This window comes from Paraburkholderia lebeckiae, assembly GCF_050436325.1.
In the GTDB taxonomy this organism is placed as follows: domain Bacteria; phylum Pseudomonadota; class Gammaproteobacteria; order Burkholderiales; family Burkholderiaceae; genus Paraburkholderia; species Paraburkholderia tuberum.
The window spans coordinates 3,400,490-3,423,253 of the sequence record NZ_JBNDLZ010000003.1; the positions used below are offsets into that span (position 1 = coordinate 3,400,490).

The 22,764-nt window shown below is 60.3% G+C and carries 15 protein-coding genes, 1 tRNA gene and 1 pseudogene; 10 read left to right on the forward strand and 7 right to left on the reverse strand.

Going from position 1 to position 22,764, the window contains the following annotated elements:
- Nucleotides 1-485 precede the first annotated feature (485 nt).
- The gene (locus OKW44_RS33670) at nucleotides 486-971 is read left to right on the forward strand and encodes a hypothetical protein (RefSeq protein WP_018421551.1); all 486 of its coding nucleotides are present in this window, start codon (nucleotides 486-488) and stop codon (nucleotides 969-971) included.
- 391 nt (nucleotides 972-1,362) lie between these two features.
- The gene (locus OKW44_RS33675) at nucleotides 1,363-1,770 is read left to right on the forward strand and encodes a DUF2278 family protein (RefSeq protein WP_018421550.1); all 408 of its coding nucleotides are present in this window, start codon (nucleotides 1,363-1,365) and stop codon (nucleotides 1,768-1,770) included.
- A 144-nt stretch (nucleotides 1,771-1,914) separates the two neighbouring features.
- Here OKW44_RS33675 and OKW44_RS33680 read toward each other — a convergent pair whose 3' ends face one another.
- Nucleotides 1,915-3,807: a phospholipase D-like domain-containing protein gene (locus OKW44_RS33680; protein ID WP_018421549.1), complete on the reverse strand. Its 1,893-nt coding sequence runs from the start codon at nucleotides 3,805-3,807 to the stop codon at nucleotides 1,915-1,917.
- A gap of 883 nt (nucleotides 3,808-4,690) precedes the next feature.
- On the reverse strand, nucleotides 4,691-5,623 hold the full coding sequence (locus tag OKW44_RS33685) for a LysR family transcriptional regulator (RefSeq protein ID WP_018421548.1): 933 nt from the start codon (nucleotides 5,621-5,623) through the stop codon (nucleotides 4,691-4,693).
- 113 nt (nucleotides 5,624-5,736) lie between these two features.
- Here OKW44_RS33685 and OKW44_RS33690 point away from each other — a divergent pair, with 113 nt between their 5' ends.
- A complete protein-coding gene (locus OKW44_RS33690; RefSeq protein WP_239499140.1) occupies nucleotides 5,737-7,023 on the forward strand; it encodes an MFS transporter in 1,287 nt (428 codons plus the stop codon).
- Between the two features lie 442 nt (nucleotides 7,024-7,465).
- Here the strand turns inward: OKW44_RS33690 and OKW44_RS33695 are convergent, their stop codons facing one another.
- The gene (locus tag OKW44_RS33695) at nucleotides 7,466-9,580 is read right to left on the reverse strand and encodes an acyltransferase family protein (RefSeq protein WP_018421547.1); all 2,115 of its coding nucleotides are present in this window, start codon (nucleotides 9,578-9,580) and stop codon (nucleotides 7,466-7,468) included.
- A 241-nt stretch (nucleotides 9,581-9,821) separates the two neighbouring features.
- On the opposite strand from OKW44_RS33695, the gene OKW44_RS33700 reads away from it, so the two are divergent.
- From OKW44_RS33700 to OKW44_RS33710, 3 genes are all read left to right on the forward strand, one after another.
- Entirely contained in the window at nucleotides 9,822-10,166 is a 345-nt protein-coding gene (locus OKW44_RS33700) for a hypothetical protein (RefSeq protein WP_018421546.1), read from the forward strand.
- Between the two features lie 216 nt (nucleotides 10,167-10,382).
- Nucleotides 10,383-13,517: an autotransporter-associated beta strand repeat-containing protein gene (locus OKW44_RS33705; protein WP_429412277.1), complete on the forward strand. Its 3,135-nt coding sequence runs from the start codon at nucleotides 10,383-10,385 to the stop codon at nucleotides 13,515-13,517.
- The gene (locus tag OKW44_RS33710) at nucleotides 13,507-14,442 is read left to right on the forward strand and encodes an autotransporter domain-containing protein (protein WP_429412279.1); all 936 of its coding nucleotides are present in this window, start codon (nucleotides 13,507-13,509) and stop codon (nucleotides 14,440-14,442) included. Before OKW44_RS33705 ends, OKW44_RS33710 begins: the two co-directional genes overlap by 11 nt.
- Before the next feature lie 432 nt (nucleotides 14,443-14,874).
- Here the strand turns inward: OKW44_RS33710 and OKW44_RS33715 are convergent, their stop codons facing one another.
- Complete coding sequence (locus tag OKW44_RS33715) at nucleotides 14,875-15,462, reverse strand: DUF4865 family protein (protein ID WP_018421544.1); 588 nt, start codon at nucleotides 15,460-15,462, stop codon at nucleotides 14,875-14,877.
- Between the two features lie 837 nt (nucleotides 15,463-16,299).
- Here OKW44_RS33715 and OKW44_RS33720 point away from each other — a divergent pair.
- The 4 genes and pseudogenes from OKW44_RS33720 to OKW44_RS33735 all read left to right on the forward strand — a co-directional run bounded on the left by OKW44_RS33720 (nucleotide 16,300) and on the right by OKW44_RS33735 (nucleotide 20,544).
- A complete protein-coding gene (locus OKW44_RS33720; protein ID WP_018421542.1) occupies nucleotides 16,300-16,590 on the forward strand; it encodes a hypothetical protein in 291 nt (96 codons plus the stop codon).
- 241 nt (nucleotides 16,591-16,831) lie between these two features.
- A pseudogene (locus OKW44_RS33725) lies at nucleotides 16,832-16,900 on the forward strand (type II toxin-antitoxin system ParD family antitoxin); the annotation flags it as partial.
- A gap of 116 nt (nucleotides 16,901-17,016) precedes the next feature.
- Complete coding sequence (locus tag OKW44_RS33730; protein WP_035471040.1) at nucleotides 17,017-20,160, forward strand: CheR family methyltransferase; 3,144 nt, start codon at nucleotides 17,017-17,019, stop codon at nucleotides 20,158-20,160.
- A gap of 9 nt (nucleotides 20,161-20,169) precedes the next feature.
- Nucleotides 20,170-20,544, forward strand: a complete 375-nt coding sequence (locus OKW44_RS33735; RefSeq protein ID WP_018421540.1) for a response regulator — start codon at nucleotides 20,170-20,172, stop codon at nucleotides 20,542-20,544.
- 136 nt (nucleotides 20,545-20,680) lie between these two features.
- Here OKW44_RS33735 and OKW44_RS33740 read toward each other — a convergent pair whose 3' ends face one another.
- From OKW44_RS33740 to hemN, 3 genes are all read right to left on the reverse strand, one after another.
- Nucleotides 20,681-20,857 (reverse strand): hypothetical protein, encoded by a 177-nt coding sequence (locus OKW44_RS33740; protein ID WP_018421539.1) that lies wholly within the window; start codon nucleotides 20,855-20,857, stop codon nucleotides 20,681-20,683.
- Between the two features lie 174 nt (nucleotides 20,858-21,031).
- Nucleotides 21,032-21,116, reverse strand: a tRNA-Leu gene (locus OKW44_RS33745).
- 123 nt (nucleotides 21,117-21,239) lie between these two features.
- Nucleotides 21,240-22,625: an oxygen-independent coproporphyrinogen III oxidase gene (hemN, locus tag OKW44_RS33750; RefSeq protein WP_018421538.1), complete on the reverse strand. Its 1,386-nt coding sequence runs from the start codon at nucleotides 22,623-22,625 to the stop codon at nucleotides 21,240-21,242.
- Between the last annotated feature and the right edge of the window lie 139 nt (nucleotides 22,626-22,764).

Genomic DNA, 22,764 nt, shown 5'->3' on the forward strand with positions numbered 1-22,764 from the left:
GGGAACGCGGGGACCGTTACAGCGACCGGATTGCCAAGGCATCCGATTGAACAGCAAATACGTGTGGGCTACCGCACACTGACCGTCGACTCCAAGCCTAAAGATCGCCATACATTGCCTAATCTCATAGAGAATCGCACCGGGCAAATTTGCGATAGAACAAGATTTCCTGCAGAGACGCAACTAAAAGCCCCGAAGCGCGGAAACAGACGGCACATAAAAATCAGCTTACTGAGTGAGGGCCATCTTCGCGGAAGCACGGTTGTTTCCGATGGTGACATCTCATCCTTGGCGCCAGAAATTGCGGATGGGTCGCCGGGCTTGGTGACGCCTTCGCTCACGGCTTTCGCATTTGCGTAGAAAACATACGCCGATCTCCCTCGTCAGTATCTCGTTTGGTGCACTCACTGAGTGCTTTCCACCGCTTATCGCGTCAAAGCGACGGCGACGTGATGCGGTATGCCATTTTGACATGAGGTGATGACATGCCAACAAATCCGAAATTCATTCTCGTCATGCGACACGCGGAGAAGCCGGCGGACCCCATGGACCCGAACTTGTCTGAACAGGGATTTGCTCGAGCCAGGAGCCTGGCCACTTACATACCTGAAACACGTGAGACTCTTGGGTCACCGGACTTTATCTTCGCGGCAGCCATTTCGAAGCATAGCGCCCGGCCATATGAGACGGTGGAACCGTTAGCAAAGGCGACGGGAAAACCGATCGACGCGACTTTTGCGGATCAGGATTACAGCGCTCTTGCCAGCACGTTGCTCTCGACACCGCCATACGCCGATCAGCAGCTCGTAGTCTGCTGGCATCATGGGAACATTCCTTCCCTGATGCGAATGCTTGGCTGCAAGGAAGGAGCCTATCCCAACCCTTGGGATCACAAGGTTTTCAATCTTATTCTGAAGGTCGAATTTGCTCACGGCACACCCAGCGTTTCGCAGATTGTAGAACCGTTCTAGCGAGCGCGGCTGTCTCGCCATCTTGTGTGACTGGCGGGCATGGAGTAGCGCGCAGGCTTCCGACCTGTGTGAGATCGACGACCTGCAACCCTCTGCGCTCCGGTCGTTTCCACTTCCTTTTGGTTGTTATCGACCCGGAGATCTGCAAAATGGCCAAAAACGTATATACCCTCTTCAAAGGGGCGCTTAAATTCGGCGTTCCCTATCTTCACAGTTACAACGGCGATCACCATTACGTGATTGTGGTCGATGACGGAAACGACGGCCTGTTCAGGATTGTGGCCAATGTCAAGTCGGACAGCTCACAAGACGGCCCCGATGGATACGATGTTCTCTGCACGTGGAGTCAATTTTTCGATCATCCAATGGTCCCCGCGCTCAAGCCCTTCCAATGGGGCTTGCGCAACCAGGATTCCCGAAACTCGATTACGTGCACGACCCACGATTGCTTGACCTCGGCAGCACGAGGCCCATTGCTTTCGATACTGATGACGAGACAAATGACATCAATGATGTCCTGGACGGTATGCTGCGACTCGACCGCAGTACCGAGCCGGTGAAATATGTCTATCCGGGCAAAAGCGGCGACGACCTCAGGAAAAGCTGGACATCGCCTCAAGACGTCATTGCGTACGGTTTTGGCTTCCTAGTCGAACCGAAGCAGGATGGTCTCCATGAAACCCACATGAACCAGCGAAATCCAAAGCCACAACCGGGAAGTCACGTCAGGGACCATTCGTCGGAAAATGGCCCATTCCAGGATGGCGCGGTGATCGCGCAGGTTGCGCGACAGTTTTGAAGCCCTGTTTGTTGCTTTCCAGACGCAGCTTGTGCCCACCGACAATCGTGGAAGACCGGTTCGCCACGGAGCCCACCCCATTTTGACGCTAAGCTAGGGATGCTGACGGTGACCCGCGGGTCACCGTCAGAAGCGGTTCGGAGATTAGCCAAGGTAACGAGCTAACGAGGGTGCTTGCATGTCGGACGTCTTTTGCCAGCTGGCGTCTGTCTTGAGAAACCCGCTCCATGGCCGCTTTCCGTCATGTTTTAGCTCTGCCTGAACACCGCGGAAGCGATAATGCTCGTACAGGTCAAGGACGTGGACCATGTAAGCCTTTGCTAACGCCGGGTTACGTCGAACGATGAGGAGATTGTCGTCATTCGCGTAGGATGCCTTGTAGCCGAGATTGTGACTTCCCGTCACCACCACGCAGTCATCGGCAGAGAGCGGATCAATCACGAGAATCTTGTCATGGATGATCGCGTTACCAGCGCTCAGCATCTCGCGCTCGAAATTACCCGTGATATCGCCCGCGTTCAGTGCATTGGCGCGCACGATATGCACTCCGCTCTCCTCGAATAACGACGGCTCATAGTGCGCGTCTGATGTGTCTTCACTGTCGTCGTCACCACCGGCCGCTCTATCTTTCGGGCTGATGTAGTTAGGCATGGCCATCGGACTGCTGATTGCGCCATAGACCAGCAAGGTACTGTCCTTGCGGCCAATGTCGATCGCCTCCTGGATGATGCTGGTCGCTCCCTTCACGCCGGGCAGAAATACTGCGAAGAAGACAGCCTGCCTCGCGTTTCGAAGGAGACCATATACCTCAGTAAGGTCCGGCGGCAGAGCAGGACTCGTCGACGGCTTGTTAGCCTGACGCGTGTTGGGCGACCTCCAGAGACGAACGGCCCCGTTCGTCAGTTCAAGTGCCTTGAGTGGGGCAGCGTTTTGGCTACGTAGAGGCGCACCCTGCACGTTGCGCGTCGGCGCGGAGACAGGGTGGGGTTGCTCGAAATGTCCGCTGTCGTCGCGAAGTCCCTTCCAGTAGTCAAGGAACTGCTCGGCCAGTTCCTTGTGCTCCGCTACATAGCAGTTATTACTCTGGGCACAAAGGCCGTTTTGTGTCCAGTTCGTGCTTCCGGCGAGAACGGTTTGGGCCTGTCCAGTTTTATCAACGTAAACACCAAACTTGTTGTGCCCGATGTGAGCGTTGTTGTTGAACATCCGGTCGTACATCTCGGCAAGACCTGCTTCATGCAACTGGGCGCGGAAAGGCTTGTTCTCCAGGTCCCACTGTTCGGTCTTCTTATCGAGACTGGTATTGGAAAGAATCAGGTGAATTTTCGGGGCATGCTCTTTGATAAGACCGACCAGCAGTGGGTCGGTCAACTCGTAAAGGGCGAGAAATAGCTCACCTCCATTCTTCAGATGGTCGAAGAAATCCTTCATCATGACTGGAAGGTCGCCGGCGAGATACGCCCGGATGGGACTATCGACCTTTGCGATTTCCGTCTTGACATCGTCTTTCGTCGGCACGTGCCCCAGGGTCTGTTCCATTGCATGCGTTAGCCATTGCGTAGACAGAATGCCGCTGTTGAACGCCGCGTGCACCTCGTCGAACCTGCTTGTCACTGCGACCTGGTTGGTTTCTATTCCTTCGTCCAGATAGCCTAGCGGCACCGGCGCACCGCTGTAATCTGCCGCTGCAGGGGCTGGTACGGGTTCCAGGCCTTCACGCATATGAGCCACAGGGCGAACGAGATACTTCAGAACGGGATCAGCAGCACGCAGTGTTGCCTGGTCGCGCCGCTGACGCACCGTGAGGTCGCGCCAGGTAAATTTCTGGACCGGCCAGACGGACGTCGTTTCGGGCAACCATTTCGGATTGGACTGACCATCGAAGGCCACCCAGGCGGCGAGTACGCGTTTGCTGCCGTCCTCATAGATGCGCGTAATCTCGAATCCGAGGCAGTCTGGGATGGCTGCATCGACCGTCCATGCCAGGTAAGCGACGGCATTATTCGCATAAGCGTTAGCAGAACGGATGAATAGCATGACGTCTCCTCACTTACGTTAATTAACTGAGTTACCGGCCGCATAGTTTGGTAATCGTCGACATAGTCAGTGACAAACTTATGAAGTCACCGAGTCTAAACACGCTGCATAACGACACTCGCGATTTCCGCGGTGCGAGATATCATCCTGCTTGAAAGGACTGATCGAGATCTGACCAAACGGCGGAGACTGATTGTCCCGCGTTTAGCCCAGAAATACCCCGCGAATCGTGCCGTGCAAAATTCCTGTGACATCGTCGCACTCCCAAAAGGCGTAAATCGGGAAGAAACAGATGTCTGGCTAACCGGCCCAGCGCGTTGCACGTAGGCATAAGCATCGCGCGGTGAAACGCAACCGCTCCCGCGCGTACGCGGAATTGTGCGGACCTTGCGCCACCTTCCGCAGTAATGGAGCCGTTCCTACGGCAGGTTTCAGAGCCGACCGGAAACGCGCCGGTCGCAGCATCTGAAGAATAGCCGAAGGGTTTGCGGATGCATGCCGATACCTCTGCGTTTTGCGCCTTCTTATCGTGCTCTTGTGACCGTCTTCCCTGTGAGAGTTCTCGTGATGCGTTTGCTAAATCGACGCAAACTGCTCAACGACGCGACTGGATTTTCTCGGCCGCTTCTGACACGATCGGCGGACAGCATATGTGGACGGACGAGAGCCGGGTTCATCTCTAAAAGGCCAATGACCGTTTGCACACTTAGCCGACGTCTGACCGTCTGTCCAACCGGAAAGGAGAACGGCGAGTGGTGGCCAATCCGGGCAGATCGCGAACGCGCCAAAGCGACCCGTAGCAGTCAACCGGCCAGCATCTCTGATAGCCCGCTGACCGCGCGAGAACCGACGTTGAGAAGAACCCCGATCGCTGCGGCATGGGTTATTCGCTGTGCGAGCCGGAGTATTTCGATCGCACGCTGTGCCCCATAGCATCCGCGTCTTGACCGCTTTCCGTGAAGGCGGAATGCTCCGCCACGATTTTCAGCAGAAAGTCCATCACGGCCCGTACTTGCGGCGAACGCCGCAGGTCCCGATGTACAGCCATCCAGATATCTCGCGAAAAACGTTCGCCGTCGTATGTGACGCGTTGCAACTTCACGTCGGTATCTGCCAGGAAGCATGGTAGGCCAGCGACACCCGCGCCTGCCTGAGTTGCCGCCAGATGGGCATTGATATCGCTGATCTCGCAGGCGATCGGCCGTCCCCTTGCAACGCTCATCAACCATTTCTGCTGGGGCATGTCCGCGAATCCGGCATCGTAGGCGATGAACTCCCAGGCAGATGGATTGTGCAGGTGCGGATAGTCCCTGCTCGCGTACAGGTCGAACGACATACGCCCTAGCTTGCGTACCACGCTGGTCGCCTCTTCTGGCCGAACCAGCCTTAGGGCGATGTCCGCCTCCCTTCGGCTAAGGGAAACCTGCCGCGCCTGGGCAGAAACAGACAACTGGACGCCGGGATGTGCTAGCCGGAAGTCCGCGAGATGCTTTACCAGAAAATTGGCCACTAGCACCGGCGGTGCGCTCAACGTGACTTTGCCGCTCAGCGGGGACAGGCTGGCGTCCAGGAATCGCTCAATCGCATACGCGTCTTCTTCCATTCCCTGCGCCAGTTCGAACACACGCTGGCCAACCGGAGTGAGCTTGCAGGCCCTGGGGAGGCGTTCGACCAAACGGGTCTTGATTTCGTCCTCCAGTGCGCTCAAGCGTCGGCTCACCGTCGCGTGATCAACCTTCAGGCTGCGAGCGGCCCCCGACAACGTACCGATGCGAGCGACAGCCAGGAAATGGCGAATATTTTCCCAATCGAGCATCTGTGCATTTTCTCAAGGATGGTTTGCAGTTATGTGGAATATTCGCACAAAGCCGATATGCCTAACATCGAGACTCGTTCAGCCGATAAGGTTTATTCCAGATGAGCACGTCCATGAGCCGCGATCAACGCGGCACCCTCGCCGCCGCAGGACTGGGTTTTGTCGTCGTTTTGCTTGATGTCAGCGTTGTCAACGTCGCGCTCGATGCGTTGCGAGGCCGCTTCGCCACGGACGTGACCGGGCTGCAATGGGTGGTCAACGCGTACACGCTGGCATTCGCGTCGCTGCTTCTCACTACCGGCGATTTAGGCGACCGCTTCGGCGCAAAGCGAATCTTCAATGCGGGATTCGCCGTCTTTACTGTGGCATCGATTGCGTGTGGATTCGCTGACTCGTTGCCGGTTCTTGTGGCCGCACGCGTCGTACAGGGCATGGGCGCCGCGCTGCTGGTGCCCAATTCGCTAGCCATGCTGCGCCAGGCATTCCCTGAGACGGAGCAAAGAAGCCGCGCGGTGGGCTGGTGGGGTGCAGCGGGAGGCATTGCACTTGCCGCAGGACCTGTGTTGGGCGGCCTGCTGGTAACTCACATCGGCTGGCGCAGCATCTTTCTGATCAATCTGCCCATCGGCATCGCGGGCGTGACCCTGACTCTCCGTCATGCGGCGACAGCCGCACGAGCGCATAGCCGAAGCATTGATGTTGCAGGCCAACTGGCGGCGATTCTGGCGCTCGTCGCTTTAACCGTGTGTCTCACAGAAGCTGCCCGGTTCGGATGGCACCATCCGTTGGTCTACGGCGCGCTACTGTTCTCGGTTGCTGCCACCCTGGCTTTTCTGCGGCTGGAGTCATGCAGCACAGAGCCCATGCTCCCATTGGCTCTGTTTCGAACGACTACGTTCTCTGCGGCGTCGGCCGCCGGCGTCATCGTGAACTTTGCCTACTACGGTTTGATCTTTGTTTTTAGTCTCTTCTTTCAGATAGAGCAGCAGTTGTTGGCCCAACGGACCGGCCTCGCGTTTTTGCCGATGACAGTTGTTCTGATGGCAGTGAATATCCTGGCGGGCCGGCTGCTCAACCGGATAGGCGCAAAGACACTCATGATTGCCGGCATGCTGATTGCCGCGTCGGGTTATCTGCTGCTGTTGCCGGTTCGCATAGACGGCTCGTACTGGATGCTGGTCGTGCCAATGCTCATAGCCGCAAGCGGCATTGCCTTAATGGTGCCAACCATGACAAACGTCACGCTGTCATCCGTGGATGCTTCCCGCTCGGGCATCGCGTCGGGAATACTGAACGCTGCGAGGCAGGTAGGCGGCATGCTCGGGGTGGCGGTGTTCGGGTTTTTCGTACGCGATACCGTCCTGATGCATTTATGCAAGGTATGCATCTTTCCATCGTGACCGCGGCGGTGCTCCTGCTGTGCGGCAGCGTGATGTGCCTGTACGGAATCAGAACGCCACGGCCCGTGCACATTGAGAACACTTCGAAGATTCTGGCCCAGATAAGACTCGATTCTTCAGATGTGCAGTCGCGCGCTAACGACAATGACTCATGTATGCCTGTAAGCGGAGACGCTGGAGTTTAAGCTGAATGCCCGTTGATGGCCGACGGACTAAACCGCTCGCGCGGTAGGGGCTACGGTCAGACGCCGGTGGTCAGAGAGAGGCCGGCATCGCGGTTCCGTATGTTGGCGAATGAGGCAATCCGCCTCGTTCTCCAGCCGGAGCCGAATCATGACCTCCTCACAGTCAAACGTCAGTCCGCTGCACCAGCGCATGAGCGACGATATGCGCATGCGCCAGCTTGCCCCCAAGACGCAGGACATCTATCTGCTGCCCCGCATCAGCTCGCGGACCCCGCTTCCATAAGCTTGCTGACGAGCTGCTTAAAGCTTGGCAACAGAAGCCTGTTCGCATAGCCGCTGAGGTGATCGCCATCGAAGACGAGCGGCCGGCCGTCGGCGGTGTGCGTTGAGCAGACCGAATCTGGGCACAGTGGTGGCAACGGGTCCCATACGCTAACTTCGGGGACCGCCTGCACGATGTGCGCATAGGATTCGAGCACCGGCGCCCGCAAGGCTTCCAGATCCGCACGGGCGATGCGGTCGCCGCCGGAACAGATGGGATTGTCGCGATTGAACCAGTCCGAACATCGGAACGGCTGGCTCCGAAACTCGGGTGTCGGCCCCTCCAGGATGACCTTCGCCCCTTTGGCTGCCAGTTTCTGCAAGATTGGAATGGCCTCTCGCACGCCGTCTACCCGGCTTTGCACGGCCTCTGGACCAAACATGTAGCCCCAGGCGCTCGAGTCGTCGAAGCGGGCCCACTCGTCGGAGAAACGTGGCAGCCGCAGCGAAGGCAGGAAGACCACGTCACCGGGCCTGACCTGCGCCTCGATTTGAGCGATTGCCGCATCCGTCTCCGGCGCACAGCTCGCCACCTCATCTTGTTTGCGCGGCAGCAAAGCAATGAACGGACAGCCTCCATTGTTGTACGCGAAGACCTTCACGCCAGTATCCCGGGCGAATTCGCGCAACATCCTGTTGTAGGCCATCGCGTGCGAATCGCCGATCACGTACAGGCGCCCGCGATAGGTCGCCGGAAGCGAACATCCCGCACGTGAATATGTCCATACGGGCCCCCCATTGAGCTTCGTCCTATTCCACGTGTCCAGACATCCGTCATTGCTGGGCTCAAGGGGGCGGCTCGGATACCAGTCGTCGGCACGTTGTGACACCACGCTCAGCGACAGATTCAGTTTCAGTTGGGCTGCCTGAATGCCGACCCACAACAGCGCTCCGCACGTCAACGTAGCTAAGCCCGCACCTACGAGAGCGGGACGCCGCATGCCTTTCAGGACCGCCGAGCGCCGCACAGGATTCTCGACGTAGTACCAGGACGCTGTCGCCAGCGCGAAGCTCAGTACGGCCGCAAGCACGCGCCAGACAGGCGCATCGATCCCCGTCGTCCACCGCAGCAGCACGATCACAGGCCAGTGCCAGAGATAAAGCGAATATGAGATCTTGCCGACGAAAGTCACCGCTGGTGAAATGAGCAGCCTGTGCAGCCAATCCCGCGGCGCTCTTCCGTGCAGCGCGTACAGTACGCCAAGCGTGCCGGCAACCGGCAGCAGCGCTCCCGGAAAAGGAAGCTGCTCCGGGCGCAAGACCTTGAAACCGGCCGCAAGCAGCACCAGCGAACCAACGAGCAACGCCATCGAACCCAGCGTCCCATTGCGGTCGATCACGCCGAGCGGGCGCTTCGCGAGCGCGAGGAACTGGTATAGCAGGATACCGGATGCCAATTCCCAGAAACGCCCTGGAATCAGGTAAAAGTTTAGCCCCTCATTTCGCCTCGAAAGCCAACATGCGCTCAACACGGACAGAGCGAGCCCGCCGGCGAACAGAACAACGCAAAGCGTCTTTCTCGGACGTTTGCTCACCCACATGAAGAAAAGCAACGGAAAGATCAGATAAAACTGCTCTTCTATCCCAAGCGACCAGGTATGCAGGTACGGGTTGAATTCGGCGCGTGGCGAAAAATAGTCATCACCGATGAACGCGAGCACCACATTGCTCAACCCAAAGAAAGCAAAGAAGCCGGTGTATTTGTTGGTATCGCTCAGCCACGCGTTTGGAATGAACAGTGCTGAAAACAAGCCGGTCACCAGCAGGCACACCACGAGCGCTGGCACGATCCGCTGCACTCGACGCGAATAGAAATAGAACACGAAGCGCGAAAACTGCATCGATTCGAGGTTTCCAACGGATGCGCTGACAACAAACCCGGAAACCACGAAAAAGATGTCGACCCCTGCAAGCCCGCCGGGTAACCACTGCGCGTACAGGTGATAAACGATGACCGACAACACTGCGACCGCACGCAAACCGTCGATGTATGCCGCGTGCGCAGGACGGGTGAGTTGCGGCGCAGTAGTAGCGTTATGGCGTGGATTCATGGCATGAGAGCTAATGAGGTCGGTCGGAATCCGTGGACGCCAACGGGTTTGGCAGCGATCTTGTTCAAGTAGAAACGCTGCGTGAAAACCGCGGGAGACAGATAGTCAAGCTGCGCTTGTGTCCGCTGCCGGTTATTAAATAACCAGAAAAAGCGAAGGTGCCGTTGCCGTTGCCCTTTCTCTCGTTTGCTTTTACGTACGATTGTGACGTGAAAAGTTTAGGGAAATGTATAGGCCCGCGATGTATTTCGTGCGCTGCCCCACAAAAGCGATAAGAAATGTCGACTTCATCGTCGAGGAACTTCATCGGCGCGAACCGGAGGATCCATCGCGCATCGGTGCGACGCGCGTTGCCCTGCAGAACCAGCGTAACAATCTGCTTGCCTTCGCTGGCGTGCTGAACCAGAAGCTCGGCGCCATGGACCGCGCGAGCGGCGTTTCGGACCACCTCGTGCGGGCGACTTGTCTGCTGCACCGCAAGCCGGACACCTCCGTCACGTTCTGGCAGGCGTGGAACCGGCTGCACGCCGCCATCGGCCACAAGTTCCACGATCTCTACACGGCCGTGTCGCAGGCTCGACGATGAGGACAGCGCTGACTGCCAGCGTGAAATACGCATCGGCCCGATCAATACCGACCCAGACTCCGACGGCGAATGCAAGCATGACACCGAGCGTCGAAACTAAGCGCAAGCGGAAGGTCATGTAACGGACGAAGTGGCGCAGGCGGCTATACTTGCCGAGCATCGGCGCTACGGATTCGTCGCTGAACGCGAGGCCAAGGCTGCTGAATGCAAATGCGAGTGCCAGCGCGAACTGCAACTGGCAACGGCGGCACCCTGGGCAGTATCGTCGGGGATGTCGCCGACAACGGCACGCTGGTGTTCAACCGCGCCGACACCGTGACGTTCGGCGGCCTCGTCTCGGGGACGGGGCTGCTCAATCAGGCCGGAACGGGCACCACGGTGCTGACGAACAACGACACCTACACGGGCGGCACGACGGTCAGCAGCGGCACGCTGCAACTGGGCAGCGGCGGCACCACCGGCAGCATCGTCGGCAACGTGACGGATAACGGCGCGCTGGTATTCAACCGCTCCGACTCCGTCAGCTTCGACGGCATCGTCTCCGGAACAGGCCTGCTCAATCAGGCGGGGACCGGCACCACAGTGCTGACGAACGGCAACACCTACACGGGAGGGACAACGGTCAGTGCCGGGACGCTGCAGCTTGGTAACGGCGGCATGACCGGCAGCATAGTCGGCGACGTCACCGACAACGGCACGCTTGCGTTCAATCGCTCGGACACAGTCACCTTTGGCGGCTCGGTGACCGGCACCGGCGCACTCAGTCAGCGTGGGACCGGCACCACGGTGCTGACCAACAGCAACACCTACACGGGAGGGACGACAGTTAGCGCCGGCGCGCTGCAGATCGGCAACGGTGGCACGACTGGCAGCATAGTCGGCGACGTCACTGACAACGGCTCATTGATCTTCAACCGGCTAGACGACATCACCTACGATGGGCGGATCACCGGCAGCGGTTCGGTGCTGAAACAGGGCGCGGGCACCGCGATTCTCACCAGCGGCAGCACCTACGCGGGCGGTACGACCATCAGCGCCGGCACGCTGCAGCTGGGCAACGGCGGCAACTCCGGCAGCATCGTCGGCGACATCGTCAACGATGGCACGCTGGCGATCGAGCACAGCGATGTGCTGCCGGTCGTCGGCAACGTGTCGGGCTCGGGCGGCATCGTGCAGCGTGGTACCGGCGCGGCCGTGCTGCTCGGAACGAACAGCTACAGCGGGCCGACCGACGTCGCGACAGGTGCGCTGTACGTCGATGGCGACCAGACGGCCGCGACCGGCATCACGACCGCGGCCAGCGGCAGCACGCTAGGCGGCTCTGGCATCATCGGCGGTAACGTCACCATTGCCAATGGTGGCGCGTTGGCGCCGGGCCAGATCGGTGTCGCGCCGGGCACGCTGACGATCAACGGCAACCTGAATCTGAGCAGCGGCTCGATTCTCAACTACGGATTCGGGCAGGCCAACGTCGTCGGCGGCGCCCTCAACGACCTGACCGTCGTGCAGGGCAACGTGACGCTTGCCGGAACGCTCAACGTCCAGACGAGCGAGGCCGGCACGTTCGATCCCGGCATCTACCGCATCATCAGCTATGCGGGTTCTCTGACCAACAATGGACTAGCGATCGGCACTATCCCGTCGCCGGATTTTTTTGTGCAGGCATCCATTGCTCATCAGGTCAACCTTATCAATACCGCCGGCCTCACCTTCAGTTACTGGGATGGCGTTGCCGGACCCAAGGACGACAATGCCATCCAAGGCGGCAACGGCGCGTGGCAGAACTTCCGTGGCAATAACAATTGGACTGATGAACTGGGCGCGCCCAATGCCGCATTCGCCGACAGCACCTTCGCGATCTTCGCGGGGACCGGGGGCACGGTGACGGTGGATGGCAGCCTGGGAGCAGTACAGGCCGCCGGTATGCAGTTCGCCGTCAACGGTTACGTACTGACCGGCGGCCCGATCACGCTGGTCGGTTCGGCGGCGACGCCGGGCGAGTCGATCATCCGGGTCGGCGACGGCACCGCGCCTGGGGCCAGCTACGTTGCGACGATCGACTCGGTCCTTGCCGGCAACTCCCGGCTCGTCAAGAGCGACCTGGGCACGCTGGTGATGGACGGCGCGAACGCCTATACGGGCGGCACGCAGATGAACGGCGGCGTGTTGCAGGTCCGGTCCGACAGCAACCTCGGCGCAAGCAGCGGCACGCTCGGCTTCAACGGCGGTACCTTGCGAACCACCGGGACCTTCGCCACCGCGCGCGCGACCACTCTTGGCGACGACGGTGGTACGTTCGAGCCCATCGCGGGAACGACGCTCACGCTCGACAGCGGCGTCAGCGGGACCGGCGTTCTGACAAAGGCTGGTCCAGGCACGCTGGTATTCGCCGCCGACAACAGCTATACGAACCGCACGGAGATTAAGGCGGGTACCTTGCAGCTCGGCAACGGCGGCACGGCAGGCAGCATCGCCGGCAACGTGATCGACGATGGCGTGCTGGCGTTCAACCGGTCCGACACCTACACGTATGGCGGCAATATATGGGGAAGCGGCGCGGTCCAGCAGATCGGCCCTGGCGTGACCGTGATGACCGGCAGCAACACCTACACGGGCCCGACCTTCGTCGTAGCTGGCACATTGCGCGCGGGCGCGACGAATACGCTGAGTCCCGGTTCAGTGGTGGGTATTGATCCCCGCGCGGCCCTCGACTTGAACGGTTTCGACGAGACAGTTGCGGGGCTGGCGAACGCCGGGCTGGTTCGCTTCGGCGGTGCGCCCGGGACGACGCTGCGCGTGGCCGGCAACTACATCGGCGATGGCGGTGCGCTTGCGCTCAATACTTACCTTGGAAGCGATGGCTCTCCGACGGACCGTCTCGTCATTGACGGTGGCACGGCCACCGGCGCAGCGGCGTCACCGGCCATCGTCGCGGCGAAGCAGTCGGCGAAGGCTAACGGGGCCCTGGCCAAGGCAGCCGCGGCGAGCGGCGGCACGTCGCTGCTGGTGAACAATGCTGGCGGACCGGGCGCCAGAACCACCGGTGACGGCATTCTCGTGGTCGATGCCGTCAACGGCGCGACGACCTCGCCCAGCGCGTTCTCGCTCGGTACGCCTGTGGCCGCGGGACCATACGAATATTCGCTATATCGCGGCGGCGCTGCCGTCGGTTCGAGCGACGACTGGTTTCTTCGCTCGATCCTCAACTGTGCAACCGCTCCGGATGTAGCCGGATGCCAGCCAACGTCGTCGCCACCCGGCGCGTCGGCTGTGCCAGTCTATCGCGCCCGAGACGTCGCTTTACGCGGCGCTTCCGTCACTGGCACTGAGCTTCGGAGGTGTGCTGCTTGATTCGCTTCATGAGCGTATGGGCGGCCAGATCGGACCTCAGGCCGACATGCCCTCCGGCGGCAATGCGAAGCAGCGCAATGCGCTCGGCTGGGGGCGCATCGTCGGTATCACGGGCACGCGGGACGGCGGCGCTTCGGGCATCTATAGCAATGACGGCCCCTCGTATGACTACCGCCTGTATGCGGCACAGGCGGGCATGGACGTTTATCAATCGAAGCAGCCGGATAACACTGCGGACCACGCTGGCCTCTACGTCGCATACGGCGAGATCGATGGCGACGTCGACCACTTCGACGGCAGCGACGCAGGCAATGACCGGATTAGCGGTGCAACCGTCGGCGTTTACTGGACGCACTTCGGCCCGACCGGCTGGTACGTCGACAACGTCATCCAGGGCACGCGATACAACGTCAAGGCAGACGGACCCACAGGCCACCTGGATTCGGAGGGCACTGGCCTTGGCGCTTCGGTCGAAGGAGGCTATCCGATTGCGGTCGGCAACGGCGTCGTGATCGAGCTGCAGGCGCAGCTCGTGTACCAGACCATTCATCTGAACGCGACGCACGACAACGCGGCAAACGTGAATTTCAGCGACGTCGAAAGTCTGACGGGCCGGCTAGGCGTGCGCTTGTCCCGAACCTGGGAGTTTGCACCCGGCACAGCCACCGCACCGGCGCGCAAGGCCACCGCATGGGTGCGGGCGAGCTTCATCAACGAATTCCTCGGACATCCGGTGACGGGCTTTTCGTCGGCGGACGGATATGTGCCATTCGAAGTGAGTGTTCACGGTCCGGGAGGAAAGCTTGACGCAGGACTGGACGCTCAGGTGTCGAAAAGCACGTCCGTGTATGGAAGCGTGCAAGGTCAGTTCACCGGAGGCGGGCATGCGGTGGGCGCCGAAGTTGGGGTGAAGGTCAGGTTTTGATCTTTGAGCACGCTGGAATTCTTCCACCTCGCGGCGATCGAATTTCCTGCTCGCCGAGGGTTTGAGTTTTTCTGCCCACGCGCGTCGCTGGATGAGCGGGATGGGCGGAAGCCGGCGCATGTGCGAGTTGAAGCGCCCGGTTCGACATTCGTCGGGACCCAGGAACTGCCTTTCTCCGCGATATGTGTGTTGGTCCGGACCGTTCGTTTTTTCGCCGAAAACGGCAGTTGAATGTGTCCGGCGAGCGACCGGTTCTGGCCTCCCACATCGTTCGTCGGACAACGCTCGAGGGAGGAAACCGCGGAGTGCACCTGGGCGGCTATGGGGATTGAAGTGGGTGGGTAACGCAGTCGGTGACGCGGCAGTGGGTTAGAGCCGAAGGCTGGTTGATGCCGATGCGGTTGCAATGCGGTCGCACAGCGCATTTGCTATCTATTCTGTTGACGGCGCCAGTTCATCGAAGCCTGGGCGCGACAAGTGCAGCACTTCGTAGCGTTCGCCTGGGGCAACTGCTTCTGGTGTGTCGGCCCAAAGCGTGAAGGTGACACGCTCCCAGGAGCGCGGATCAATCGCACAGGCACTGGCGATCACACTACTATGCCTGGCGATACGCTCGACTTCAGCGACCGCATCTCGCGCGGCCTGCGCGAGATCGGCTTCGCGAGGAACGACCACTCGCTCCCGCGTCGCCGCGCAAGGCAATGCGCCGGACGCCGGTCCGCGCTGGCACAAGAGGCCTGACCATGTCAGCACGACGGGCCGTCCGAACGATTCGACGATGCCTTGGAAACCGCCTCCTTGCCACAGAAAACGGTTCATACCAGCGGTGTCATTCCACAAGTAGAACGGCGAATACTGGTTGAGCGTCGCACCTGCCTTGTCGCGCTCGCGGATCAGGTAAGCCTTGAGACCAAGGCCAGCGAACGTGTCGGTCATGTGCCCGCGGTCCGCGACGCGATTTCGGATGATCTGCATATCGTAGTCGGCGGGCAAGGTGATTTCATAATGCATCGCATACATGGTCGGGCTCCAGAGGCAGTAAGTGGTGTCCGGGCTGTGGCGTATCAGGTCGAGAACGCCGCGTCACCATTGGCATGGGAATAAGTATCGTCCCATCATCAGCAGCGCGAGAATGCTGATGATAGTTGCCGGTCGTATCGCGCACGCCCGTGCTGCTGCATGGGCGTCACGATTCTCTCGACAGCGATCCGATCCGCGATTATTTGCATACGCATCCTGCAGTGTCTTTCTCCATCCGACAGCCTTGCACTGCGGTACCGGCGAATCCGCATGACACGTGGGAGATTTACGTAGCGTTGTAATTTTAGGCGTGCCTTTCTCCGCAAGCCCGACCGGCACCACTTCCGCTAAATCCGCCTGCAGCGCCCGCTCGTGGAGACGCGCGAGTGTATGGGGCATGCAATTTGCGCTACTTCCAATGACCGGTCGAAGTGCAACAGGCCCGCAGGTCGCATGCATCCCGTTCACCGAAAGCCGGGTTGCAGCCAGGGCAGGAGGAATCTGCGATGAAACTAACTGCGAGACATTTTGTAATTGCGGCGTCGGTCGTGCTGCTGGCGATGAGCGCATCTGGATGCAAGCGGGCGGACAACAGTAGCGAGACCAGCGGCGCAGCGGCGGGCAGTAGCGGCACGATGACTAACCCCGCAGCGACCGGAGCGATGGGCGCAAGCGGCCCGGCGGCAGCATCGGGCGCCAGCCAGTAACGGAAAACACGTTAGCCCGCACACGTTAGCCCGCAAGTGAGTGGGTATCAAATTGGCAGAGGAAGCCGGCGGGAGCCGCCCCTCAGGAACATCGCAGCTCCCGATGAGGCTGGACTGAGGAGATTCAATCATGGAGTCTGCGATCCACTATCAGGTCAATATCTGCGGTGGTGATTTCCAGCACGTCAGGGACTGTTTCAACGACTGGAAGCGCCAACCGCTTGTTTATCGCACGGACCGGTCGATGTTCGAAGGCAAACAGGAAGTCCGTCCGTTGTCTGCCGGGCCGTTCAGCGATGGACAAGCAGCGCAGACCCAACTGGAGCAGACGTGCGACCCCTGTGATCCTTACGCCCTGGCGGCGGAAATCCGGGACGGTCAGCACGATATGTGGCTGGTGATGGCAGCCTACGAGGAGTAATGTCCGTTGCGCACGGGCGCTACTGAAGACGAGGCAGTCGACCCGTTACTCCGGTCGGCAAATTCGTGCCAACGTCCCAGGTTTCGCCCGAAGCAGCCGTTCCCCCGTGTCCGGGCGTTCGGGCATCACCTAACTTCACGATCAACCTCGCATGATCACAGCGGCGAGGTGCACCTGGCCGAACACTGCGTGAGACAAAATCTGAAGTTAGCGCGCCCGTAGACTCGGGTACGACAAGGTAGTACCGTCGGGCCGTTACCGCACGGCGAGCGAGGTGGTGCGGGAGGCGCTTCGCCTGCTGGAGTCATAGTTGTCGAACCGGGGACCGTCCACCCAGAATACCGTTGCGCCGACCAATCGCACCCCGGCCTCAGCCACTCGAGATGACGACCGCGAACTGTTGACGCAAACGCGTGGGAGAGATTTGTGAACGATGCATCGCGGTTCCCGGTTGCCGGCGTCGGCGCCTCGGCCGGGGGAATAGAGGCGCTAGACGGTTTCTTTCGCGGGATGCCCGCCGAGCCCGGCGTCGCTCTTGTCGTCGTGACGCATCTCGGCCCGGAGCGTGAGAGCCTGCTGCACGAGATCATGGCGCGATATACGGCGCTACCGGTACAGGTCGCGGCCGACGGTATGCCGGTGGAGATAAACAGCGTCTACGTGGCGCCGTCCAATGTGGTCCTCGGGATTGGGAACGGCCATCTCCGGGTTCACGTGCAGAGTACAAGCCGGCGCGAGCGCAAGCCCATTGACATCTTTTTCAGCGAACTGGCAAATGACCAGGGCGAACTGGCGGTGGGCATCGTCTTGTCCGGTGGCGACTCCGATGGCGCGCTCGGGGTCAAGGCAGTCAAGGAGCACGGCGGTCTCACCATGGCGCAGATCGCGGACGGATTCGGGCCGCAGCACGCAAGCATGCCCGAGAGTGCGATCGCCACGGGGCTCATCGACTTTGCCATCCCCGTTGAACAGATGGGGCCGAAACTCGCTGAATTCGCCCGTAGCACCTATGTGCTGGACGATATTGCCTTCAAGGCCAAAAACGCGGCGGAGCAGCAACAGATCGATGACGCGCGAAAGGAGATTTGCGGCATCCTGCGCGGCCAGCTCGGTCACGACTTCAGTGGCTACAAGACCAGGACTTTCATGCGCCGCGTGCAGCGGCGCATGCAGGTAATCCATGCCGAGTCAGTCGATGCCTATGTCGAACACCTGCGGCGCGATTCGCAGGAAGTCGGCGCACTGTTCCGCGATCTTCTCATCAACGTGACCAATTTTTTTCGCGACGCGGAAGCGTTCGAAGAGCTCGCGAATACCGTCATACCACGGCTTTTCGAGGAGCGCGGAGTGGACGATGTGGTGCGCGTCTGGGTCCCCGGTTGCGCGACCGGGGAAGAGGTCTACTCGCTGGGTATCCTGCTGCGCGAACACATGGATAAGCTTGCGAGCGTGCCCCGGGTGCAGATCTTTGCCAGCGATATTGACGAACATGCACTTGCAGTTGCGCGCGCAGCCAAATATCCTGGCCAGTTGCTCGATGGTGTGTCCCCCGAGCGCCGGAAACGCTTTTTCATTCCCGACGGCGCGAGTTATGTGGTGGCCAAAGAGGTGCGCGACCTGTGCATCTTCTCGCCGCACAGTGTGATTCGCGACCCGCCTTTTTCTCGGATCGACCTGGTCTCCTGCCGTAACCTGCTGATCTATTTCGGCCAGGATGTTCAGGGACAGGTCATTCCGACGTTCCACTATGCGTTGCGTCCCGACGGCTACCTGTTTCTTGGCACATCGGAAAGCGTCAGTCAGTTCGACGATCTGTTTGCACCGGTCGAGAAAAAACATCGCATCTTCCGTCGCCGGTCGGTGCCCGCACCGCACGTTCGACTCCCGCTGATGGTCTCGTCGATGCGGACCGGTCGCGCGGGCGAGCTGACGGCGCGGCGCACGGAAGTTGGCGGTGTTGCGCTGCGCGAGATGGTCGATGCTCAGGTGCTAGAGCGCTTTTCGCCGCCTCACGTGCTGGTCAATCGCGACGGTGATGTTGCCTACTATTCAGCGCGGACCGGCAAATATCTCGAACCGCCCGCCGGCATTCCCTCGCGTCAGATATTCACCATGGCGCGCAAGGGCATTCGCCTCGAACTACGAACGGTGTTCCGCGAAGCGGTCGAATCCGGGCGCTCGGTGACACAGGAAGGCATACCGGTCGAGGAAGACGATGGACGCGTGCAGATGGTCACTGTGACGGTCGAGCCGCTCAACAGCCGGCCCGGCGTTGAGCCGCTCTTTCTGATTCTGTTCATTGATCAGGGGGCGGTCCTGAGCCGCGAAGAAGCATTAAGTCGTGCTCACGCTGCGCACGACGGCACGACGGTGCAGATGGAACGGGAACTCCGCGACACACGCGAGCGCCTGCAATCCGTGATCGAGGAATACGAGACCGCACTGGAGGAACTCAAGTCGTCGAACGAGGAACTTGTTTCGGTCAATGAGGAGATGCAGTCGACCAACGAAGAGCTGGAAGCGTCGAAGGAGGAACTGGTCTCGCTCAACGAGGAACTGCACACCGTCAATAGCGAACTGAACGGGAAGATCGAAGCGCTCGATCGCGCAAACAGCGATCTGCAAAACCTGTTCGAGAGCACGGCGGTCGCCACGGTTTTTCTGGACCGGCATCTCGTGATTCGCAGCTTCACGCCAGCCATGACGGACGTATTCAATATCCGTCCGGCCGACCGGGGACGGCCCATCACCGACCTGGCAAGTCCGCTGAATATGCCGGAGCTTGCCAGCGATATCGCGCGCACGGTGACTGAAGGCGAAGTGATCGAGCGTCGTATCGATAGCAGCGACCAGGCGATCAATTATCTGGTCCGTCTCGCGCCCTACCGGAATGGCGACCGGCGGGCGGAAGGTGTGGTGGTCACGTTCCTGAATATTACCGGCCTCACCCACGCCGAGGCGCGCCAGAAGGTGCTCATTGCGGAACTCCAGCATCGCACGCGCAATCTTCTCGCACTCGTTGAGTCAATCGCGCGTCAGACCTTGCGGAAGGAGCCGCCGCTTGAAGCATTTACCTCGCGATTGCGTGCCCTCGGGCGTCTGCAGGGGATTCTCGGAAAAGCGGCGGGCGAGCATGTCGATCTGGGTGACATCGTACGCATGGAGGTGGAGACGATCGCCGGTGTCGACGCTGACAACATTGCCATGACCGGCCCGAAAGTTCCCCTCGGCCTCGAATATGTTCAGAACATCATGCTGGCCATACACGAACTCGCAACGAACGCGTTGAAATACGGAGCGCTAAAAGACCGTCAGGGGCGGCTGGATATCCGCTGGCGTGTGGAAGACATACAGCAGGACCAGTCATTGCTTCTGATGGATTGGCGGGAAAGCGGTCTGGCCGTCCCGCCCGACCCTTCGAAACGCGGGTACGGACGGCAGTTGATCGAACAGGCGCTGTCTTACTCCTTGCGGGCGAAGGCAGAACTGCTCTTTTGTGACGATGGGATTTGGTGCCGGATCGAAATGCCGTTTGAGCGAAAACGTTCCAATGCTGCCGACCAGACCTGAGGAAAACTGATGGGACAGGGTACAGAACTTCAGGGACGCCGGATACTGGTTGTCGAAGACGACTTCGTCGTTGCACAAGCGCTTTGTGGCCTGATCGAAGAGGCCGGTGCAACGGCTGTGGGCCCGATCGGCTTTGCGGACGAGGCGCTGGCATACATCCAGTCCAATAGGGACGCCTTTAATGGCGTGGTGCTTGACGTTAATCTGCACGGACAGAAGTCGTACGCGATCGCGGACTGGCTGACCGAGAATAGCGTGGACTTTGTCTTTACAACCGGCTATGGCGCGGAGGCGCTCGATCCTGCCTATGCCGGCTGCCCCCGGTGCGAGAAACCCTTCGATCCACGGGTTCTTTTCAGGCTGCTCGGTTCCAGCACTCTCTAGATTGAGTCTGCTGCGTCTTCTGGCCCATCTGGCACCGTCCAATGCTTTGGTCCGTCTGCATGGCGACGGACTGAAGGAAACCACTTGCGGATCGACGTTTTGCATGTGTCAGCGCGAAGGCGCGAATGGCCGGTCGCTACCGACGTTCAGTCTCACCGGTCGTTCGCGACTGGCAGTTCATGGCGGCGCGCTGACAGTATTTCGCGCCGAACTTGGCGAGCTGAAGATACATGCGGCCGCCATCCGCAAGGCGATTGCCGGTTCCCGCAGGGTTATAGCGAGTGTTCCTAACCTGGGCGTCGGTCAGCGGCATGGTGGTATCTCCTGTCGGAGAAGCTCAGAAACGAGGCGGATACCACAAAAAATGCCACCCGATACCACCGGCTGTCGACGGGTCAATCCGGTTCGCCGAAGAATAAAAAAACCCCGTAAGACCTTGATCTTACGGGGTTTCTTGGAATACTTCGGCTCTTGCCGGCACAACTGTTGGTGCCCAGGGCCGGAATCGAACCGGCACGCCTTGCGGCGGGGGATTTTGAGTCCCCTGCGTCTACCAATTTCACCACCTGGGCAGATACTGCAGCGCGCGCATCGGGAGTTCAGCGCGCGAGGAAGACGCAGATTATGGCCGAAAATCGGTAGACCGGCAAGTCGATTGCCTTCACCCGCCACAGCGCGTTCGCGGCGAGTGGTGCTCAGACCGTGCGCGAGAATCGTGTGAGCGTCTGCTCGCCCAGATAGCGGTCAAATACCATCGCGAGATTGCGCACGAGCATGCGGCCGGCCCTTCGCACTTCGAGCTTGCGTGCGCCGAGCAAGATCAGCCCGTTGTCCTCGAATGAACGCAGACGCGCGAGTTCCGGCGCGAACGTGTCGGCGAAGTGGATGCCGTACGCCGCTTCGAATTCGTCGAAGCGCAGTTCGAGGTTGCACATCAGCTGCGTGATCACGTCGCGCCGCAGACGGTCGTCGGCGGACAGGCGGATGCCGCGCGCGATCGCGAGCCGGCCCGCATCGATCGAGTCGGTGTAAGGGGGCAGCTCTCGCGCGTTCTGCGCGTACACGTCGCCGACCTTGCCGATCGACGAGGCGCCAAAACCGATCAGATCGCACTCGGCCCGCGTGCTATAGCCCTGGAAATTGCGATGCAGCGTGCGCTGCGCCTGTGCGCGAGCGAGCTCATCGGTGGGCAGCGCGAAGTGATCCATGCCGATGTACACATAACCCGCCTCAGTCAACCGTTCGACGACCCGTTGCAGCAGGGCCAGCCGCTCCTCGCTCGACGGCAGCGTCGCGGGATCCATCTGGCGCTGCATCTTGAAGAGCCGCGGCATGTGCGCATACGCGAACACCGACAGCCGGTCCGGTGCCAGTTTGAGCATCATGTCGAGCGTGCGGCTGAAGCTCGCGACGGTTTGATGCGGCAGCCCGTAAATCAGATCGACGCCGATCGAATGAAAACCGTACGTGCGCGCCGCCTGCATCACCGATGCGGTCATCTCGAACGGCTGGATGCGATTGATCGCCTGCTGCAGGCGCGGATCGAAGTCCTGCACGCCCAGGCTCAGCCGGTTGAAGCCGAGGCGGCGCAGAAGCGCGACCGTGTCGGGCGACGCCTCGCGCGGATCGACCTCGATCGAATATTCGGCTAGATCGTCGGGCAGAAGTTTGAAGTGCTCGCGCGTCGCGGCCATCAGCTCGGCCATCTCGTCATGCGACAAAAACGTCGGCGTGCCGCCGCCCCAATGCAATTGCGATACGGGCCGCTGTGTATCGAAACACGCCGCCTGCAAACCGATTTCGTGTTTGAGCCGCTCAAGGTATGGCCGCGCATGCGCGCGATTTTTCGTCACGACCTTGTTGCAGCCGCAGTAGAAGCACACGGTGTCGCAAAACGGAATGTGGAAGTACAGAGACAGATCGGTCGACGCGGAACTCGGGTCGGCGGCCGCGCGGTGATAGTCGGCGGTGTCGAACGATTCGCGGAACTGCGGCGCGGTCGGATAGGACGTATACCGGGGACCATTCGCGCTGTAGCGCGCGAGCAGGTCGGGGCGGAACAGGGTGTCGGTTTGGGACATGAGCGGTATCGGACGGTGGGCGGCTCTCGCAGCGTGCCGCGTGTCATGGTCAGTCAGCAGCTTTGAGCTTACGTGCGTGCCCGCGGGACCCGATTGTGTAAAGAGGTCGCGCGGACAGGCAGTGGCACAATGCGGGTCT

Coding starts and splice junctions, on each gene's coding strand:
- OKW44_RS33670 (WP_018421551.1), top strand. CDS start 486: ATGCCAACAAATCCGAAATTCATTCTCGTCATGCGACACGCGGAGAAG.
- OKW44_RS33675 (WP_018421550.1), top strand. CDS start 1,363: ATGGGGCTTGCGCAACCAGGATTCCCGAAACTCGATTACGTGCACGAC.
- OKW44_RS33680 (WP_018421549.1), bottom strand. CDS start 3,807: ATGCTATTCATCCGTTCTGCTAACGCTTATGCGAATAATGCCGTCGCT.
- OKW44_RS33685 (WP_018421548.1), bottom strand. CDS start 5,623: ATGCTCGATTGGGAAAATATTCGCCATTTCCTGGCTGTCGCTCGCATC.
- OKW44_RS33690 (WP_239499140.1), top strand. CDS start 5,737: ATGAGCCGCGATCAACGCGGCACCCTCGCCGCCGCAGGACTGGGTTTT.
- OKW44_RS33695 (WP_018421547.1), bottom strand. CDS start 9,580: ATGAATCCACGCCATAACGCTACTACTGCGCCGCAACTCACCCGTCCT.
- OKW44_RS33700 (WP_018421546.1), top strand. CDS start 9,822: ATGTATTTCGTGCGCTGCCCCACAAAAGCGATAAGAAATGTCGACTTC.
- OKW44_RS33715 (WP_018421544.1), bottom strand. CDS start 15,462: ATGTATGCGATGCATTATGAAATCACCTTGCCCGCCGACTACGATATG.
- OKW44_RS33720 (WP_018421542.1), top strand. CDS start 16,300: ATGGAGTCTGCGATCCACTATCAGGTCAATATCTGCGGTGGTGATTTC.
- OKW44_RS33735 (WP_018421540.1), top strand. CDS start 20,170: ATGGGACAGGGTACAGAACTTCAGGGACGCCGGATACTGGTTGTCGAA.
- OKW44_RS33740 (WP_018421539.1), bottom strand. CDS start 20,857: ATGCCGCTGACCGACGCCCAGGTTAGGAACACTCGCTATAACCCTGCG.
- hemN (WP_018421538.1), bottom strand. CDS start 22,625: ATGTCCCAAACCGACACCCTGTTCCGCCCCGACCTGCTCGCGCGCTAC.